The organism is Glycomyces sambucus (genome assembly GCF_900102815.1).
In the GTDB taxonomy this organism is placed as follows: Bacteria; Actinomycetota; Actinomycetes; order Mycobacteriales; family Micromonosporaceae; genus Glycomyces; species Glycomyces sambucus.
Genome location: NZ_FNGF01000004.1, coordinates 166,600 through 183,450, shown reverse-complemented (window position 1 = coordinate 183,450; position 16,851 = coordinate 166,600). Strand labels below are relative to the sequence as shown.

19 protein-coding genes are annotated in these 16,851 nt (G+C 73.6%); 14 read left to right on the top strand and 5 right to left on the bottom strand.

The genetic code is table 11. The annotated features are described in order from the left end of the window. Nucleotides 1–59 precede the first annotated feature (59 nt). The 9 genes from BLS99_RS26620 (at nucleotide 60) to BLS99_RS13285 (ending at nucleotide 9,056) form a co-directional block, all read left to right on the top strand. Nucleotides 60–1,958 carry an FAD-dependent oxidoreductase gene (locus tag BLS99_RS26620; protein ID WP_218126476.1) on the top strand — a complete coding sequence of 633 codons (1,899 nt, stop codon included), beginning with the start codon at nucleotides 60–62 and terminating at the stop codon, nucleotides 1,956–1,958. Beyond that, the gene (locus tag BLS99_RS26615) at nucleotides 1,955–2,269 is read left to right on the top strand and encodes a (2Fe-2S)-binding protein (RefSeq protein ID WP_218126475.1); all 315 of its coding nucleotides are present in this window, start codon (nucleotides 1,955–1,957) and stop codon (nucleotides 2,267–2,269) included. The genes BLS99_RS26620 and BLS99_RS26615 overlap by 4 nt, the downstream gene beginning before the upstream one ends. Then, nucleotides 2,266–3,681, top strand: coding sequence for an FAD-dependent oxidoreductase (locus BLS99_RS13315; RefSeq protein WP_218126474.1), 1,416 nt, complete (start codon nucleotides 2,266–2,268; stop codon nucleotides 3,679–3,681). The genes BLS99_RS26615 and BLS99_RS13315 overlap by 4 nt, the downstream gene beginning before the upstream one ends. Beyond that, complete coding sequence (locus BLS99_RS13310) at nucleotides 3,674–4,636, top strand: dihydrodipicolinate synthase family protein (RefSeq protein ID WP_091050202.1); 963 nt, start codon at nucleotides 3,674–3,676, stop codon at nucleotides 4,634–4,636. The genes BLS99_RS13315 and BLS99_RS13310 overlap by 8 nt, the downstream gene beginning before the upstream one ends. A 55-nt stretch (nucleotides 4,637–4,691) precedes the next feature. Continuing rightward, nucleotides 4,692–5,693, top strand: a complete 1,002-nt coding sequence (locus BLS99_RS13305) for a proline racemase family protein (protein ID WP_091050198.1) — start codon at nucleotides 4,692–4,694, stop codon at nucleotides 5,691–5,693. 8 nt (nucleotides 5,694–5,701) lie between these two features. Beyond that, nucleotides 5,702–7,183 (top strand): aldehyde dehydrogenase family protein, encoded by a 1,482-nt coding sequence (locus tag BLS99_RS13300; protein ID WP_091050195.1) that lies wholly within the window; start codon nucleotides 5,702–5,704, stop codon nucleotides 7,181–7,183. A gap of 110 nt (nucleotides 7,184–7,293) precedes the next feature. Further along, the gene (locus BLS99_RS13295; RefSeq protein WP_091050192.1) at nucleotides 7,294–7,815 is read left to right on the top strand and encodes an acyl-CoA thioesterase; all 522 of its coding nucleotides are present in this window, start codon (nucleotides 7,294–7,296) and stop codon (nucleotides 7,813–7,815) included. A 23-nt stretch (nucleotides 7,816–7,838) separates the two neighbouring features. Next, nucleotides 7,839–8,597: a helix-turn-helix domain-containing protein gene (locus BLS99_RS13290; protein ID WP_176953351.1), complete on the top strand. Its 759-nt coding sequence runs from the start codon at nucleotides 7,839–7,841 to the stop codon at nucleotides 8,595–8,597. Nucleotides 8,598–8,645: 48 nt separating this feature from the next. Next, nucleotides 8,646–9,056 carry a VOC family protein gene (locus tag BLS99_RS13285; protein ID WP_091050189.1) on the top strand — a complete coding sequence of 137 codons (411 nt, stop codon included), beginning with the start codon at nucleotides 8,646–8,648 and terminating at the stop codon, nucleotides 9,054–9,056. On the opposite strand, the gene BLS99_RS13280 is transcribed toward BLS99_RS13285, so the two are convergent. Together BLS99_RS13280 and BLS99_RS13275 are read right to left on the bottom strand one after the other, a co-directional pair. Then, a complete protein-coding gene (locus BLS99_RS13280) occupies nucleotides 9,013–9,975 on the bottom strand; it encodes a DMT family transporter (protein WP_091050186.1) in 963 nt (320 codons plus the stop codon). The two genes, BLS99_RS13285 and BLS99_RS13280, sit on opposite strands and share 44 nt — an antisense overlap. Before the next feature lie 3 nt (nucleotides 9,976–9,978). Beyond that, nucleotides 9,979–10,863, bottom strand: coding sequence for a class I SAM-dependent methyltransferase (locus BLS99_RS13275; RefSeq protein WP_218126473.1), 885 nt, complete (start codon nucleotides 10,861–10,863; stop codon nucleotides 9,979–9,981). 67 nt (nucleotides 10,864–10,930) lie between these two features. Here BLS99_RS13275 and BLS99_RS13270 point away from each other — a divergent pair, with 67 nt between their 5' ends. Further along, nucleotides 10,931–11,476 carry a hypothetical protein gene (locus BLS99_RS13270; RefSeq protein ID WP_143034788.1) on the top strand — a complete coding sequence of 182 codons (546 nt, stop codon included), beginning with the start codon at nucleotides 10,931–10,933 and terminating at the stop codon, nucleotides 11,474–11,476. A gap of 43 nt (nucleotides 11,477–11,519) precedes the next feature. Here BLS99_RS13270 and BLS99_RS13265 read toward each other — a convergent pair whose 3' ends face one another. Continuing rightward, nucleotides 11,520–12,050 carry a P-loop nucleotide/nucleoside kinase family protein gene (locus BLS99_RS13265; protein WP_091050176.1) on the bottom strand — a complete coding sequence of 177 codons (531 nt, stop codon included), beginning with the start codon at nucleotides 12,048–12,050 and terminating at the stop codon, nucleotides 11,520–11,522. 103 nt (nucleotides 12,051–12,153) lie between these two features. Between BLS99_RS13265 and BLS99_RS13260 the strand changes: the two genes are divergently transcribed. Genes BLS99_RS13260 through BLS99_RS13250 form a run of 3 tightly spaced genes read left to right on the top strand, consistent with a single transcriptional unit; the run spans nucleotide 12,154 to nucleotide 13,428 of the window. Continuing rightward, on the top strand, nucleotides 12,154–12,609 hold the full coding sequence (locus tag BLS99_RS13260) for an SRPBCC domain-containing protein (protein WP_091050172.1): 456 nt from the start codon (nucleotides 12,154–12,156) through the stop codon (nucleotides 12,607–12,609). Further along, nucleotides 12,606–12,971, top strand: a complete 366-nt coding sequence (locus BLS99_RS13255; protein ID WP_091050169.1) for an ArsR/SmtB family transcription factor — start codon at nucleotides 12,606–12,608, stop codon at nucleotides 12,969–12,971. The genes BLS99_RS13260 and BLS99_RS13255 overlap by 4 nt, the downstream gene beginning before the upstream one ends. A 13-nt stretch (nucleotides 12,972–12,984) precedes the next feature. Next, nucleotides 12,985–13,428 carry an SRPBCC family protein gene (locus BLS99_RS13250; protein WP_091050166.1) on the top strand — a complete coding sequence of 148 codons (444 nt, stop codon included), beginning with the start codon at nucleotides 12,985–12,987 and terminating at the stop codon, nucleotides 13,426–13,428. 91 nt (nucleotides 13,429–13,519) lie between these two features. Here BLS99_RS13250 and BLS99_RS13245 read toward each other — a convergent pair whose 3' ends face one another. Continuing rightward, nucleotides 13,520–15,484 (bottom strand): ABC1 kinase family protein, encoded by a 1,965-nt coding sequence (locus BLS99_RS13245; RefSeq protein ID WP_091050164.1) that lies wholly within the window; start codon nucleotides 15,482–15,484, stop codon nucleotides 13,520–13,522. Nucleotides 15,485–15,653: 169 nt separating this feature from the next. Between BLS99_RS13245 and BLS99_RS13240 the strand changes: the two genes are divergently transcribed. Next, complete coding sequence (locus tag BLS99_RS13240; RefSeq protein WP_091050161.1) at nucleotides 15,654–16,199, top strand: NUDIX domain-containing protein; 546 nt, start codon at nucleotides 15,654–15,656, stop codon at nucleotides 16,197–16,199. Nucleotide 16,200: 1 nt separating this feature from the next. On the opposite strand, the gene BLS99_RS26235 is transcribed toward BLS99_RS13240, so the two are convergent. After that, nucleotides 16,201–16,836 (bottom strand): hypothetical protein, encoded by a 636-nt coding sequence (locus BLS99_RS26235; RefSeq protein WP_176953350.1) that lies wholly within the window; start codon nucleotides 16,834–16,836, stop codon nucleotides 16,201–16,203. Between the last annotated feature and the right edge of the window lie 15 nt (nucleotides 16,837–16,851).

Sequence of the window (16,851 nt, the reverse complement as noted above, 5' to 3'; positions counted from 1 at the left end):
GCATTTCGACCGATCGGCCGGCCGGCTGATCGGGAGACACCTACTGAGAGGAGGGGAATGTGAACGCAGACGTCGTGGTCATCGGCGCCGGCATCATCGGGGCCGCGTGCGCTCGCGCGCTGGCGCGTGCGGGGATGAGCGTCGTGATCGTGGACCGTGCGGCCCCCGCCAGCGCCACCAGCGCCCGCGGCGAAGGCAACCTCCTGGTCTCGGACAAGGCCCCCGGCCCCGAACTCGACCTCGCCCTCCTCGCCTCCGCCCACTGGCCCGTCCTCGCCGCAGAACTCGCCGACGAGCTGGGCACGAACCAAACCGGCGCCTCGCGTGTTTCGATGCGCCACAATGCGTCGGCTGTCGCATCCGCCGATCTCGGTGCAGGGCAGGCCACACCTGCCAGCCGCACCTCCGGGCCGATCACGAGATCGAGCGCGGGAGCCGCCGACTTGCGATCTGCCGATCCCGGCGCGGGGCGGCCCGCCGCTGACGGTCGCACGACCGGGGCGATCACGCGATCGAGTTCCGGATCCGCGGATCTGCGATCAGTTGATACCGGCGCGAGCCAGACCGACCCTGCCGGCCGCACATCCGGGGCGATCACGCGGTCGACCGCCGCGCCTGCCGACTTCCAATCCGGGGCCGAGACCGGCGCGGGGCAGGCCGACCCTGCCGGCCGCACATCCGGGGCGATCACGCGGTCGACCGCCGCGCCTGCCGACTTCCAATCCGGGGCCGAGACCGGCGCGGGGCAGGCCGACCCTGCCGGCCGCACATCCGGGGCGATCACGCGATCGACCGCCGCACCTGCCGACCTGCGATCCGGGGCCGAGACCGGCGCGGGGCAGACTGCCCCTGCCAGCCCCACGCCCGCGGGGATCACGCCATCGAGATCCGGAACCGCGAGCCCGGCGGCTACCGTCGTCGCGGCCGGGTTCCCGGACATCGAGTACGACCGCAAGGGCGGCATCGTCGTCGCCACCACCGAGGCGGGTGCGGAGCCGCTGCGGGCGTTCGCGCGCAGCCAGGCGGCGGTCGGGGTGGAGGTCGAGCACCTGAGCCCCGCCGAAGCGCTTTCGCTTGAGCCGCATCTCAACCCGGCCATCACCGCCGCCGTCCACTATCCGCAGGACGCCCAGCTCCAACCGGTCGTCGCCACCGAAGCCCTCCTCGCCTCCGCGCGCCTCGCCGGGGTGCGGATCCTGTCCGGCCAGGAAGTGGTCGGCCTCGAACGCGCCGGCGACAGGATCACCGGCGTCCGCACCTCCTCCGGAACCATCGGCACCGACACCGTCGTGGTCGCGGCCGGGCCCTGGTCCGGCGCGGTCGCCGACGCCCTCGGCGCCGACCTGCCCGTGCGCCCCCGCCGCGGCATGGTCCTGGTGACCTCCCGCATGCCCCAGCGCGTGTTCCACAAGGTCTACGACGGCGACTACTTCGGCGCCACCCAGTCGGCAGACGCCGACCTCCAGACGTCGAGCGTGGTCGAGTCGACCCCCGGCGGGACCGTGCTCATCGGATCGAGCCGCCAGCAGATCGGCTTCGACGACCGGCTCCGCGTCGAGGTCCTGGCGCAGGTCGCGCAGCGGGCGCTGCGCCTGTTCCCGTTCCTGGAGGGCACGCCCGTGATCCGCGCCTACGGCGGCTTCCGCCCCTACATGCCCGACCACCTCCCGGTCATCGGCGAGGACCACCGCCGCCCCGGCCTCTGGTACGCCACCGGCCACGAAGGCGCCGGCATCGGCCTCGCGGGCGTCACCGGCGACCTCCTGTGCGCGCAGCTCACCGGCGCCGAACCCGCCCTCGACCCGGCCCCGTTCCTGCCCTCCCGCCCCACCTTGGCCGCCCACCTCAAACCCGAGACGGCACCGACTGGGACCGCACTGGCCGAGACCAGGCCGACTGAGAGCACACCGATTGACACTGCACCGACCGACACCGCACTGAAGGGAGGCACCGCATGAGCGGCATCGTCCCCTGGCGGACCGACCCGATCCGGCCCGAACCTCCGCAACCGGTACACATCACTGTGGACGGTCAGGAAGTCGCAGGGCTGCAAGGCCAGTCCCTCGCCGGAGTGCTGCTGGCGCAGGACCGCACCGCCTGGCGCACCACCACCGCGGGCGGCCCGCGCGGCGTCTTCTGCGGCATCGGCGTGTGCTTCGACTGCATCGCCACCGTGAACGGCGAATCCGACGTGCGCCTGTGCATGCGCCGCGCCCAAGAGGGCGACGCGGTCACGACCCAGGACGACACCATCCGGGAGGCCCGGTGAATCACGTCCTCGTCATCGGCGCGGGCCCCGCCGGGCTGTCGGCCGCGGTCGCCGCCCGCGACGCGGGCGCCCGGGTCACGATCCTCGACTCCGGCGACGGCCTCGGCGGCCAGTACTGGCGGCACCTGCCGCCGCAGCGCCCGAGCGGCCGCGAGTCGCGACTGCACCACGGCTGGTCCACGTTCGAACACCTGTGTGACCGGCTCCGCGACGATGCCGCCGACGGCCAGGCGGTCGAGGTCGTCACCGAGGCCCAGGTCTGGGCGATCGAGCGGACCGCCCCCGTCCGCGTCCACGTGCTCATCGGCCCCGCCGACGCGGGGAAGCGCGAGGCCCGCACCCTCACCGCCGACGCGCTCGTGCTCGCCACCGGCGCCCACGACCGCACGCTCCCCTTCCCCGGCTGGCACCTTCCCGGCGTCTTCACCGCCGGGGCCGCCCAGGCGCTCGCGAAAGGCGAGCGGATCGCCGTCGGACGCCGCGCCGTGGTCGCCGGGGCCGGGCCGTTCCTGCTGCCCGTGGCCCAGTCGCTCACGGCCGCAGGCGCACACGTCATCGGCGTCTACGAGGCCGCCCGCCCCGCCGCGCTGGCGAAGGGGTGGCTGCCGCGGCCCTGGCAGCTCCTCTCCGCCTCGCACAAGGGCCCCGAACTCGCGGGATATGTGACACACCACCTGGCCCGCCGCATCCCCTACCGCCTCGGCCGCGCCGTGGTCGAGGCCCGCGGGAACGACCACGTAGAAGAGGTCGTCACCGCCCGCCTCGACGCGGACTGGGCCCCGATCGCCGGCACTGAGCGGACCATCGCCGCCGACGCCGTGTGCGTCTCGCACGGCTTCACCCCGCGCCTCGAACTCCCGATCGCCGCCGGGTGCGCGATCGGCCCCGACCGCTTCGTCGAGGTCGACGCCGAGCAGCGCACCAGCGTCCCGAACGTCTGGGCCGCAGGGGAGATCACCGGCATCGGCGGCGTCGACGCCGCCCTCGTGGAAGGCCGCGTCGCCGGAAGCAGCGCCGCCGGGCGCGAAGCGGACCCCGCCGACCTGCGCCGCCGCCGCGGCACCACCGATTTCGCGCGGCGCATCGAGGCCGCCCACGGCATCCGGCCGGGGTGGACCTCGTGGCTGCGCGAGGACACCGTCGTCTGCCGCTGCGAGGAGGTCCCGTACGGGCGCCTCCGCGACACGGCCGCGGCGACGGACCAGACCTCCGTGCGCTCCGTGAAGCTCACGACCCGGGCCGGGCTCGGCATCTGCCAGGCCCGCATGTGCGGGCGCACCTTGGAAGACCTCACCGGAGCGGGCGGCGCCCGCGCCGAGGACACCACCGACCGGCGGCCCCTGGCCGCACCCATCCGACTCGGCGACCTCGCCGGGCTCGCCACCATCCTTGGGAAGGACACCCATGTCTGACAAGCACTCCGGCAGCGCCGCCTTCGACAGCGCCACCTTCGACAGCGCCGCCTTCGACCTCGGCGGCGTCGTCGTCGCCACGACCCTGGCGTTCAAGGAGGACCCGAAGGCGCCCGGCGGCCTCGCGGTCGACTACGACAGGTTCGCCGAGCACTGCGACTTCCTCATCCGGAACGGCTGCCGCGGCGTCGGCCCCAACGGCTCGCTCGGCGAGTACTCCTCCCTCACCGACGAGGAGCGCCGCAAGGTCGTGCAGGTCGCCGTCGAGACCGTGGGGGACCGCGGCCTCGTGGTCGCCGGCGTCCACGGCGTCGGCTGGCACCAGGCCGTCCAGTGGGCCGAGTACGCCAAAGAGGACGGTGCCGACGGCGTGCTCCTCCTGCCGCCCACCATCTACCGCGCCAACCGCGGCGAGGTCCTGGAGCATTACTCTCGCGTGAACGAGGTCGGCCTGCCGATCATGATGTACAACAACCCGATCGACACCAAGGTCGACCTCGTGCCCGACCTCGTCGCCGAGCTCTACGAACTCGAGAACGTCGTCGCGATCAAGGAGTTCTCCACCGACATCCGCCGGGTCCTGGAGATCAAGGAGCGCTGCGGCATCGACGTCATCGCCGGCGCCGACGACCTCCTGTTCGAGTCCCTCGTCGTGGGCGCCACCGGCTGGTTCGCCGGCTACCCCAACGCCTTCCCCAAGGAGGCCGTCGAGATCTACACCCTCGTGCGGGAAGGCCGTATCGAGGAGGCCCGCCACCTCTACAGCGGGCTCGTGCCGGTGTTCCGCTGGGATTCCAAGACCGAGTTCGTGCAGGCCATCAAGCTCTCCATGGACATCGCCGGCCACAGCTACGGCGGCCCCACCCGCCCGCCGCGCGGCCCCCTCTCGGCGGCCCACCGCGAGCAGGTCGTCCGCGACACCCGCCGCGCCCTGGACTTCGCGGCGGCCCGATAGCGCCCCGCCCTGTACGGTGGCACCGCCGTGCAGGGCGCCCAGCGGAAGGATGAACATGAGAACGAACCGGCTCATCAGCGCCGTCGACTCGCACACCGAGGGCATGCCGACCCGCGTGGTCACCGGCGGCGTCGGCGTCATCCCCGGCGCCACCATGAACGACAAGCGCCTCCACTTCATCGAGCACCTGGACGACCTGCGGCTGTTCCTCATGAACGAGCCGCGCGGCCACGCCGCGATGAGCGGCGCGATCCTCCAGCCCCCGACGCGGCCCGACTGCGACTGGGGCGTGGTCTACATCGAGGTCTCCGGGTGCCTGCCGATGTGCGGGCACGGGACGATCGGCGTCGCCACCGTCCTGGTCGAGACCGGCATGGTCGACGTGGTCGAGCCGGTCACCGAGATCCGCCTCGACACCCCGGCCGGGCCCGTGACCGCGCGCGTCGCGGTGAAGGACGGGCGCGCCGAGTCGGTCACCATCGAGAACGTCCCCAGCTACGTGGACGCCCTCGACACCGCCGTCGAGGTCCCCGGCTACGGCACCGTCCCGTACTCGATGGCCTTCGGCGGCAACTTCTACGCCATGGTCGACCTCGACGCCGTGGGCCTGCCCTTCGACCGCGCCCGCCAGCAGGACATCCTGGCCGCCGGGCTCGCGATCATGGACGCGATCAACGCGACCGCGGCGCCGGTGCACCCGCACATCGCCGGGCTCGACCACTGCCACCACGTCGAGTTCATCGCGCCCGGCTCCGACGCGAAGCACTCGCGGCACGCCATGGCGATCCACCCCGGCTGGTTCGACCGGTCCCCTTGCGGCACCGGCACCTCCGCGCGGATGGCCGAGCTGTGGGCGCGCGGGGAGCTCGCCCTGGACACCGACTTCGTGAACGAGTCGTTCATCGGCTCGCGCTTCGTCGGGCGGCTCATCGCCGAGACCACCGTGGGCGGCCGGCCCGCCGTGATCCCGACGGTCACCGGCCGCGCCTGGGTCACCGGCACCGCCCAGTACACGCTCGACCCGACCGACCCGTTCCCGACCGGATTCCAGTTCTAGGAGCCCTGATGACAACGCAGTCGCACCCGATCGACACCACCGCGCAGACCGCCGACACGGCCGCCCGCGCCCTCGCCGACACCGCACCGGCCGTGCGCGCCAAGGCCCTCGTCGCCGTCGCCGACGCGCTCCCCGCGCACGCCGACGAACTGGTGGCCCTCGGCATGGAGGAGACCGGCCTCGCCGAGGCGCGCCTGCGCGGCGAGCTGAAGCGCACCGCCGTCCAGCTGCGGCTCTTCGCCGAGACCGTGGTCGACGGCGCCTACCTCGACGTCAGGATCGACCGCGCCGACCCCGACTTCGCGCTCGGCCCCAGGCCGGACGTGCGCAGCGGCAACGAGCCGATCGGGCCGGTCCTCAACTTCGCCGCGGGCAACTTCCCGTTCGCGTTCTCCGTCGCGGGCGGCGACACCGCCGCCGCCCTCGCCGCCGGCAACCCGGTGATCGTCAAGGCCCACCCGGGCCATCCGCGCCTCGCCGCCCGCACCGCCGCGCTCGCCGCCGCAGCCCTCGAAGGCGCCGGACTGCCCGCGGGCACGTTGCAGCTCATCGAAGGCGTGGACGAAGGCGTCGCGATGCTCAAGCACCCCTTGATCAAGGCCGCGTCCTTCACCGGGTCCCTGCGCGGGGGCCGCTTCCTCGCCGACATCGCCGCCGCCCGCCCGGCGCCGATCCCGTTCTACGGCGAACTCGGCAGCGTCAACCCCGTCTTCGCGACCCCCGCCGCCATCGCGGCGCGCGGCCCCGAGTTCGCGGCGGGCCTCGCCGCGAGCGTCGGCGGCTCGGCCGGGCAGCTCTGCACCAAGCCCGGCCTGGTGTTCCTCCCGGACGACCACGGCCTGGACGAGGCCATCGCCGCCGCCGCGGCGATCGGGGAGCACCGGATGCTCGACCCGCGCATCGCCGCGAACTACACCGAGCGGCGCGCGGCGATCCTCTCCGCCGCGGGCGTGCGCCTCATCGCCCCCGGCACGGTCCGCACCGACGAGGACGGCCAGGGCTGGGTGACGCCCACGATCGCCGCCGTCCGCCTCGACGTCTTCCGACCGCACCCGGACGCGCTCCTCGACGAGTGCTTCGGCCCCATCACGATCCTGGTCGAGTCGCCCGCGGGCACCGACTACGCCGAACTCCTGGAGACGCTGTTCGAAGGCGAGCTCACCGTCGCGGTCCACCGCGCCGACGGCGACGACGTCGCGCCGCTCGTCCGCGCCGCCGCCCGCCGCGCGGGCCGGGTCCTCTTCGACGGCTGGCCCACCGGCGTCGCCGTCACCCCCGCGATGCGGCACGGCGGCCCCTGGCCCGCCACGACCCTCGGCGGCACCAGCGTCGGCACCGCCGCCATCGCCCGCTTCGTGCGCGCCGTCGCCTACCAGAACGCCCCCGACGACGCCCTCCCGCCGGCCCTGCTCGACGCCAACCCCTGGAACGTCCCGCAGCGCATCGCCCCCGCGGGCGAGTCCACCACCTGGGGCGACGCGATCGGCTGAGCGGGGGAGGCGCGGACGCCCCCTTCCGGATGCGGCCGCGGGTGGTGCGCGACCGCCGCGTTTGCTACTGTCGGGTAACTTCTTTGGATCCGACGTCCGGCGGTGGGCTCATGAACATGTACTTCCGGTTGCTGGGGCTGTGGCTCCGGGCGCGCAGGCGGGGGCCGGTCGGGCTGTGGGACACGGCCGTCACGCCGTTCCGGGTGGTGCCGACCGATCTCGACCCCCTGGGGCACATGACCAACGGGAAGTACCTCACCGTGATGGACGTCGGCCGCATGGACCTCATGCTCCGCTCCGGGTTCCTCAAGAAGATGCAGCGGGCCGGCTGGTACCCGGTCGTCGCCGGGCAGACCATCACCTACCGCAAGTCCCTCCAGCCGTGGCAGCGGTTCGAGGTCCACACCCGCGTCCTCGGGTTCGACGACCGGTGGGGGTACATCGAGCAGACGTTCCGCGCTGGCGCCACCGTGTACGCGCAGGCGCACGTGCGCACCCGGTTCCTCAAGCGCGGCGGCGGCTCGGTCGAACACGACGAACTCGCGCAGGTCGCGGGCGGGTTCCCCGAGGCCGCGCTGCCGCAGTGGCTCCTCGACTGGACCGCCGCCAGCCGCATCGAGGCCGCCGCCTAGCCCGCGCCGGTATCATCGGCGGCGTGGCCCACGTATCCACCGGCGACCTCCCCGGCCTGGAGCACCGGCCCTCCGACTCCCCGTACGTCGAGCGCGTCTACCGGGTCGAGGAGGGCGGGGACGGCGCCGCGCCCGAGCGCATGGTCTCCGTCGCCAACTCCAACTGGGAGCTCATCGCCTGGACCGCCGAGGGCGTCACCAACGTCTCCGTGCGCGGCCCCGAGACGCGCCCGACGGTCGTCCCGATGGGCGGCCGGATGGACGGCGCGTTCGGCGTCGTCTTCCGCCACGGCGCCCACCTGCGCAACCTCCCCGTCGCCGACCTGGTCGACACCGCCGTGCGCAGCCCCCGCACCACCGCGCGCACCTTCGTCCTCGCCGGCGACGAATGGGAGATCCCCGCCTACGGGAACGCCGAGACCTTCGTCGACCGCCTCGTGCGCGCCGGGCTCCTCGTACGGGACCCCCTCGTCGCCGACGTCCTCGCCGGCGACACCCCCCTGCTCGTCACCCCCAGGTCCGTCCAGCGGCGCGTCGCCGCCGCGACCGGCCTCACCCAGGGCGCCATCCGCCAGATCGAGCGCGCCAGGCAGACCGCCATGCTCCTGCGGGAAGGCCGCGCCGCCGCCGACGTCGTGCACCTCGTCGGCTACCACGACCAGCCCCACCTCGCCCGGTCCATGGCCCGCTTCGTCGGACGCAAGGCCACCCAGCTCCAGAAACCCGCCCCCGACGAGATGCTGTCGCTTCTGTACAAGACCGACGCCGAGGTCAAGCCTTAGATTCGAACCAGGCCGGAACGACCGGCCGCTCGAACCGAGGAGACCCCGATGGCCTTCACCCAGATCTACATCAACCTTCCCGTCGCCGACCTGGAGGCCGCCAAGGCCTTCTACCTCGCCCTCGGCGGCACCCTCAACCCGCAGTTCACCGACGAGACCTCCGCCCAGATCCTCCTGAGCGACCTCATCGCCGTCCAGCTCATGACCCGCGAGCAGTTCTCCGGGTTCACCAAGCGCGAGATCGCCAACGGCCCCATCGAGGCCATCAACGCCCTCGCCGCCGAAGCCAAGGACGAGGTCGACCGCCTGGTCGAGGCCGCCCTCGCCGCCGGAGGCACCGAGCCTCGGCCCGCGCAGGACATGGGCTGGCTCTACAACCGCGCCGTGGACGACCCGGACGGCCACTGCTGGGAGCTCATGTCGTACGACCCGTCGCAGATGCCCGGCGCTCCGGAGTAGCCCGGCGGAAGGCCCCGGCGTTCGTGAGCACTACGCCGCCGATGACGATCGCTCCGCCGGCCACCTGGGCCGCCGTCCACGGCTGGCCGGCGAGGATCGTGAACACCGCCGTGAACACCGTGATGAGGTTGAGGAACACCCCCGCCCGCCCCGGCGGGATCGCCGTCAGCGCGTGGTTCCACAGCAGGTACGACAGCACCGACGGGAACACCGCGATGAACAGCAGCGACCCGAGCGCCGCCCCCGACGCCGGCAGCGCCGGTCCGCCCGCGGCGAGACTGAACGGCACCAGCACGACCACCGCCACCGCGGCCTGCACCGCCGTCGAGGTCACCGGCGGCAGCCGCGGCCCCCGCCGGCCCGCCACCGTGTACGCCGTCCACGCTCCGATCGCCCCGACCATGAGCAGTTCGCCCACCCCGAACCCGCCCGTGAACAGGGACCCGAGGTCCCCGTCGCCGAGGACCACCAGGACCCCGGCCAGCGCGATGAGCACCCCGCCGACCGCCAGCGGCGTCAGCCGCTCGCGCAGGAACACCGCCGCCGCGAGTGTGATGAGGGCCGGGTTGAACGCGTTGACGAGCGAGGCGCTGAACGCGTCGGTGTGCTCCAGCGCCGCGTACAGGAACAGGTTGTAGCCGAGGATTCCGAAGGCGCTCAACGCGAGCAGCCACGGCCACGCCCGCGCCACCTCGCGCCAGCGCGGCCGCTCCACGAGCTGCGCGATGACCGCGAGCGGCACGAGCGCGAGCGCCCAGCGCAGCAGGACCAGGCTGACCGGGTCGATGGTCTCGACCGCGCGCTGGCCGACGATGTAGTTCCCGGCCCAGAACAGGGTCGCGCCGACGAGCGCGGCGACGGCGGTCCAGACGGCGCGGCGCGTCGGGGCCGTCGCGGGGGCGGTGGCGAGGGGTCGCACGGGTCAGGCGGCGTTTGCGGCGGGGCCGGCGGCGGGGTTCGCGGCAGCATTCGCGGCGCTGACCAGCCAGACCGCGCCGGGGAAGCGCAGGACGCCGTCCACGAGGCGGCCCCGCAGCTCGCGGCGGACCTCGTCCAGGACCGCCTCCCACCCGTCGGTCCCGATGCGGGGGACCAGCTGCGCCTCCGCGAGGCGGCCGACGCCGCCGGCGCGGATCTGGGTCAGCCGCTCCTCGACGCCGTCGGTGCCGTCGAAGCCGTAGTCGCACGTGAAGTCGAGCGGGTCGATCCGGATCCCGTCCCATCCGGCCCCGTCGAGCAGTTTGTGCAGGCGCTCGGGGTCGGCGAACGCGTCCGGTCCGGGCGCGCCGGGCGCGGACGGTTCGGGCCGTGGGTCGAGCCGGTCGGCGAGGAGCCCCGAGCCGAGGCTGAACATCGGGTTCTCGTCCAGGCCCCGCCAGCAGGCGAAGACCAGGCGCGCGCCGGGGGCGGCGGCGCGGCGGAGGTTCGCGAACGCCGCCCGCGGGTCCTCGAAGAACATGACGCCGAAGCGGGAGACGACCCGGTCGAAGGCGGGCCCGTCGCCGCGGAGGTCGGCGGTCTGGGCGTCGGCCACGAGCACGCCCGCCTCGGGCACGCGTTCGCGCGCGGCGGCGGCCATGCCTTCGGAGATGTCGACCCCCACGGGTTCGGCCCCGGCGGCGACGGCGGCGGCGAGGAGCGTCCCGGTCCCGCACCCGACGTCGAGGACCCGGCTGCCGCGCTCCAGTGCCGCGGCGGCGAGGATCGCCGCCGTCACGGGCGCGAACACGGCGTCGAACACCGCCTGGTTCGCCACCCACCCCGCCGCGCCGTCGGTCCAGTTCTGCCGCATCGATTCATTCGCCACAGCGCCACCATACTCACGGCCCCGCGGGCGGCGGCCCCACCTCGCCGCGCCGGGCTAGGGTGGCCCCATGACCCTGCTCCTCATGGGCGCCAACCCTTGTGTGACCCTCTTCGACGGCGGCCTGCCCGTCGCGTACGCCTCGGTCTGGCGCGTGGACTGGTCGGTGCGCGGCAGCGGGAGCGCCCTGGTGCTCGCCGAGCCCGGCCGGGTCCGGATCATCGGGCCCGACCCGGACCTGGGGCGCTGGCTCGGCGCGGAGTTCAACCGGCACATCAGGCTCGAGGGGGAGATCCCGTGGTCCGAGCCCGAGTCCACCACGGCCCCGGTCGACTTCCGGCTCGACCTGGCGACCGGGTTCACGGCGGCGGCCGACGACGTGGAGGTGGCGATCACCGGCCCGATCGAGCGGTACCTGACGCGCAAGGACGACTACGACCTCGGCGGCGTCCCGCACCTCTTGTCCACGGTGTGGATCCCGTGCCGCGCGGGTTCGATCGCGGTGGGCGGGGCGCCGCTGCCGGGTGCGGCGCGGGTTGACGAGGCCGCTCCGATGTCGAGCGCGTTCATCGCCGACGCCGAGGTCTGGTGCACGGCCGACCACCCGCGCAAGTGAGCCGCCGGGCCGCGGATTCAGGCTCCGCTTTCGGGCCACGCTTTCAGGAGATGTAGTCGAGGACCTTCGCGAGGTTGGCCTCGACGGGGTCGACCGCGTCGACCTGGAGGCGCTCGACGGTGAGCGGCGGGAGCCAGGTCTTGAGCCGTTCGACGTGGTCCCAGTCGATCTCGTGCCAGCCGGGGATGCCGCGGACGCGGCCGTCCATGCGGGACCGGTGCAGGTCCACGTCGCTGCACACGCACTCGACCACCCGGAACGCCGCCCCGTGCTCGGCGGCGATCGCGGCCCACTGCTTCGCGACCGCGTCGGAGAGCACCGAGTCGGTGATCGCGGACTGGCCGAGCAGGAGCTGGCGCACCATCAGGGTCTCCAGGACGTGGTCGTGGAGTGAGATGAACGCGTCGCGGTCGAGGTCGTCGAGGATGCGGTAGGGAGTGAGCGCGCCCATCATCCAGTCCCCGGCGAACGCGGGCGTGCGGAGGGTGCGGGCGAGGCGTTCGGAGAGGGTCGACTTCCCGGTGCCGGGAAGCCCGGTGAACGCGATGACCTGTGCGGCAGGGGTTGCTTGCAACCGTCCTTCATACCCTGTCCCTGATTTGCAACAAAAGGTTGCGCGTACTCGCCGCGGGTGGTACCGTCATAGGCAACTAAAGGTTGCACGTTAGGAGAGGGACATGGAGTACGCCAGCATCGAGCGCGAGATCCGGATCGAGGCCGCCCCCGAGGTCGTCTTCGACGTCGTCAGCAGCCCCGAGCACCTGAAGGACTGGTGGCCCGACGAGGCCGAGTACGGCTCGGTCCCGGGCGCCGCGGGCCGCATCGGCTTCCGCAACGAGGACGGCAGCGTCCAATGGGAGCAGTTCACCGTCGTCGACGCACAGCCGCCGCGCCTGTTCTCCTTCCGCTGGACCCACGCCGAAGGCGAGACCGCCGCCCAGGGGAACTCGTTCCTCGTCGTGTTCGAACTCGAACCCGAAGGCGCCGGCACCGTCCTGCGCATGACCGAGACCGGCTTCCGCGAACGCGGCTGGACCGAGGCCGTCGCCGCCCAGGAGCACGCCGCCCACGTCTCGGGCTGGGACTTCTTCCTGCCGCGCCTGCCCGCGGCCGCCGAGAAGGCCGCGCGATGAGCGCCCAGGTCGACGACGAGCTGTGGTCGGCGGTCGGCGACCCGATCCGCCGCCGCATGATCGACCTGCTCCTCGCCGGGGCGGCCACCGCCACCGGCCTCGCCGAGCAGCTGCCGGTCACCCGGCAGGCGGTCGCCAAGCACCTCGCCGTGCTCGACCGGGTCGGCCTCGTCCACGCCGCCACCGCCGGCCGCGAGCGCCGCTACCGCGTGGACGAAGCGCAGCTCGCCCGCGCCGTCGCCCAGCTCAGCGCCGTCGGCGACGCCTGGGACTCGCGGCTCGACCGCATCAAGCGCATCGCCGAGACCATCCAGCAGACCCAAGACCGGAAGAACCGGAAGACCCGGCAAGAGGACGAGTAGAAGGAGCAAGGCAATGGTCGACATCCTGCACCGCATCGCGGTCGAGCACCACACCACCGACGACGTGTATCAGGCGCTCACCACCATCGACGGCCTCACCGGCTGGTGGACCGAGGACACCACCGGCGGCACCGGGAAGGGCGAGGAGATCGCGTTCCGCTTCCCGCAGGGCGGCTTCGACATGAAGGTCCTGGAGTCCGAACCGGGCGAACGCGTCCTCTGGGAGGTCGTCGGCGGCACTCCCGAGTGGATCGGCACCAGGATCCACTGGGACCTGCGCCAGGAGGACGAATGGGCCGTCGTCCTGTTCAAGCACGAGGGCTGGAGGGAGCCGGTGGAGTTCATGCACCACTGCTCCACCAAGTGGGCCTCGTTCCTGCTGAGCCTCAAGGCGCTCATCGAGGACGGCAAGGGTCGGCCCGCCCCCGGCGACGTGTACGTCGACAACTGGAAGTGACCTTCGCAGGCCGGCGGCCCCTCCCCGATCGATCGGGGAGGGGCCGCCGGCCGTCCGCGATCTCTTTCGGCTCTGTCCCTCCGCTTGCGGCTCAGTCCTCCCGCGACCGCCTCGTGAAGATGTCCGCCAGCACCCGCAGCGCCATCACCGAGGCGATGACGAGCAGCGACAGGCCGAAGAACTGGTACAGCGTGAACTCCGCCGACAGGCTCGGCCCGGAGTCGGTGCCCAGCAGCATCACCGCCATGACCCCCGACGCGGCCGCCAGCACCGTCAGCAGCGTCTGGTGCAGCCACGCCGTCACCGTCCGCCGGTCCTCGGCCTTCGCGAACAGCCGGAAGTTCACCGACAGCTGGCCCGACTCGACCGACGCGAGCAGCCGCTCCAGGCGCCGGGGGAGCTTGCGCAGCACCGGCAGCAGGTCGTGGACCTCCTCCATGACGAGGTCCTGCACCGCCGCGGGGCGCAGCCGCCGCTCGGCGTAGCGCTGGCCGATGTGGCGGGCCTCGGCGATGAGGTCGAAGCCCGGGTCGATCGCCGTCAGGCACCCCTCCAGGGTCGCCAGGGTCCGGAACACCGCCGCCAGCTCGGGCGGGATCACGATGCGGTGCTTCGCGATGATGCGGAACAGCTCGGTGAACATCCGGATGCCCGGGGCCGCGCCGGGGACGAGGTGGCGGGCCATGAACGACCCCAGCGCCCGCTCGAAGGCGGTCCGGTCGAGCTCGTCGGGCGGGCTGGAGACCCCGATGAGCGCGTCGGCGAGCGCGGGCCCGTCCTGGCGGTCGACGGCCTGGAGGATCGCCTCGAACGAGCCGCGCAGCTCCCGGTCCAACCGCCCCACCGACCCGTAGTCGATGAGCCCGATCCGGTCGTCGTCGAGGAGCATGAGGTTCCCCGGGTGCGGGTCGGCGTGGAAGATCCCGTCGACCATGATCTCGTCGAACACCTCCCGCAGCAGCGAGGCGGCCAGCGCGCGCCCGTCGAGCCCGCGGTCGGCGGGCCGGGCCGAGGCGAGCGGGACGCCCGGCAGGCGCTCCATCACCAGCACCTGCTCGTCCGACAGGTCCGCGTACGGCCGCGGCACCCGCACCTCCGCGCTCCGCCGGTCGTGCGCGGCCGCGACCTGCGCGAGGTTGCGGGCCTCCACGGTGAAGTCGACCTCCTCGCGCAGCGCCTCCGCGAACCCGTCGGCCAGCCCGAGGACGTCCATCGAACGCCCCCACGAGGTGTGCCGGTCGAGGCTCTTCGCCAGGCGCCGGATGATGTCCAGGTCGCGCTCGACCGCCTGTGCCGCACCGGGGCGGCGGACCTTCACCACGACCGCCTCGCCGCCGGGCAGGACCGCGGTGTGCACCTGCGCGATCGACGCCGCCGCGATCGGCTCGGGGTCGAACCGCGCGAACAGCTCGCCGACCGGCGCGCCCGCCGACGCCTCGACCAGCCGCACCGCGTCCCGGCCCGGCACCGGCGCGGCCTGGTCCTGGAGCTTCGACAGCTCCGCGATGTACACGGCCGGAAGGAGGTCGCGGCGCGTCGACAGGATCTGGCCCAGCTTCACGAACGTCACCCCGGCGTCGTCGAGCGCCAGCCGCAGCGCCCGCGCCATCTCCGCGTCCTGCGCCGCCTGGCGCCGCCCGCGCAGCAGCCCGGTCAGCCCGTGGCGCGCCGCGATCGCGAGGATCTGGAGGTACCGGCGGGTGCGCCGCGCCCGCGTGCGCACGCCCTTGAACCAGGTCCGGACCGGCGGCACCGCCCCCGTCGGGACCACCGCCTCCCACACCACCAGCATGATCATCGCCATCACCGGCGCGGTCACGAAGATGAGGCCCCACATCGCGAACGCGCCCGGCATCTCGTCGGCCGTGGGCTCGCGGTACCGGAACGAGTCCATCAGGGACGGCAGCAGCCCGTACTGCATGACGCTGTAGCCGCACACGCTCACCACGATGAGCCGCCACACCGTGTACCGCACGTCCAGCAGCCGCGTCGCCACGTACGCGACGGCCGCCGTGTTCACGGCGACGCCGAACACCGACAGGAGCAGCTCGGTCATGCGGATCGGCCTTTCGACGCGGGGAGGCGGCGCGGCGGCGCCGACAGCACAGGCTACGCCGGACCGGCCATCCCGCGCCGGGACACCGCGCATGTCGCGGCCCCGCGGCGGCAATCGGACGACCGGTTCGAACAGCCTCATGTCGGACACCGCGTTTACGCTGAGTGCCATGACCATCGCAGCATCACACCGCGCGGCCGCGGCCCGCCCCGGACCGGACGACCCCGGCCCCAGGGCCGTCCGCCGCAACACCGCCCGCGCCCTCGTCCTCGACCCCGGCGGCCGGGCGCTCCTGTTCGACCGCGAGGCGAAGATCCGCGACGTCGGCGACCGCTGCCTCTACACGCCCGGCGGGGCCGTCGAGGCCGGCGAGACCCCGGCCGAGGCCGCCGCGCGCGAACTCGACGAGGAACTGGGCCTGCGCGTCGCCCCGGCGGACCTCGGCTCCCCGGTCGCCACCTGCTACAGCCTCCAGCAGCGCATCGACACCGGCGCGTTCGTCGCCGCCGACGACGTGTTCTTCCTCCTCCACGCTGACCCCGCCGACATCGCGTTCGCCTCCGCGGCCCACGCCGAGACCGCCGGACACGCCTGGCTCGACCCCGACGGCATGGACGCCGCACCCCACCGCATCCTCCCGCGCGGCCTCCCCGGCCTCCTGCGGCGCCTGCTCGACGAGGGCCCGCCCGCCTCCCCGATCCACATCCGCTGGTAGCTCACCGCAGCCACCGCCACGCCAGGACCGCCCACCACGCCAGCACCGGCAGATGGAGGGCGTAACCGACCTGCTCCAAGGCCGGGCCCGGACCGGCCGTGCCCGCCGTCCACGGCAGGACCACCGCCGCCAGACCGGAGACGGCCGCCGCGGCACCGATGCGGCGCAGCACCTCCGGCAGCGGCAGCACCAGGGCCGCCGCCGCGGTCGCGGCCGTCCACAGCAGACCCGCGAGGTTCACCGACCACTTCGCCGTCAGCAGCACCGCCTGCGCGGCCGGCACGGCGTCAGGGGCGGCCGCCAACTGGGTGACGGCGAGGTTCCCGGCGTCGTGGAGCAGGCCCGCCGCCCCCGCGAGGGCCAGCAGGCCCGCCGGGACCAGCACCCCGGGCCGCACCCGGAGTTCTCTGGCCGCCAAGGCGAGTCCGGCCGTCGTCAGCGCCAGCCAGCCGAGCACGTCGAGCCCGAGTTCCAGCAGGTGGAGCCCCGGCCTCGCCCGGACCGCCGCCAGGGTCGCGGCCGTGTCGGCGGGGTTGAGCGTGAGCCCGGCGGGGACGACGATGGCGGCGCCGGCGACCATGAGGACGATGGCGGCGGCCAGGAGCGCGCCGAGGGGACGATTGCGTTCTTCGTTCATGTCCTGGGACGCTAG

Coding starts and splice junctions, on each gene's coding strand:
- BLS99_RS13295 (WP_091050192.1), top strand. CDS start 7,294: ATGAACATGTACTTCCGGTTGCTGGGGCTGTGGCTCCGGGCGCGCAGG.
- BLS99_RS13305 (WP_091050198.1), top strand. CDS start 4,692: ATGAGAACGAACCGGCTCATCAGCGCCGTCGACTCGCACACCGAGGGC.
- BLS99_RS26615 (WP_218126475.1), top strand. CDS start 1,955: ATGAGCGGCATCGTCCCCTGGCGGACCGACCCGATCCGGCCCGAACCT.
- BLS99_RS13310 (WP_091050202.1), top strand. CDS start 3,674: ATGTCTGACAAGCACTCCGGCAGCGCCGCCTTCGACAGCGCCACCTTC.
- BLS99_RS13240 (WP_091050161.1), top strand. CDS start 15,654: ATGACCATCGCAGCATCACACCGCGCGGCCGCGGCCCGCCCCGGACCG.
- BLS99_RS13260 (WP_091050172.1), top strand. CDS start 12,154: ATGGAGTACGCCAGCATCGAGCGCGAGATCCGGATCGAGGCCGCCCCC.
- BLS99_RS13300 (WP_091050195.1), top strand. CDS start 5,702: ATGACAACGCAGTCGCACCCGATCGACACCACCGCGCAGACCGCCGAC.
- BLS99_RS13255 (WP_091050169.1), top strand. CDS start 12,606: ATGAGCGCCCAGGTCGACGACGAGCTGTGGTCGGCGGTCGGCGACCCG.
- BLS99_RS13250 (WP_091050166.1), top strand. CDS start 12,985: ATGGTCGACATCCTGCACCGCATCGCGGTCGAGCACCACACCACCGAC.
- BLS99_RS13270 (WP_143034788.1), top strand. CDS start 10,931: ATGACCCTGCTCCTCATGGGCGCCAACCCTTGTGTGACCCTCTTCGAC.
- BLS99_RS13245 (WP_091050164.1), bottom strand. CDS start 15,484: ATGACCGAGCTGCTCCTGTCGGTGTTCGGCGTCGCCGTGAACACGGCG.
- BLS99_RS26235 (WP_176953350.1), bottom strand. CDS start 16,836: ATGAACGAAGAACGCAATCGTCCCCTCGGCGCGCTCCTGGCCGCCGCC.
- BLS99_RS13285 (WP_091050189.1), top strand. CDS start 8,646: ATGGCCTTCACCCAGATCTACATCAACCTTCCCGTCGCCGACCTGGAG.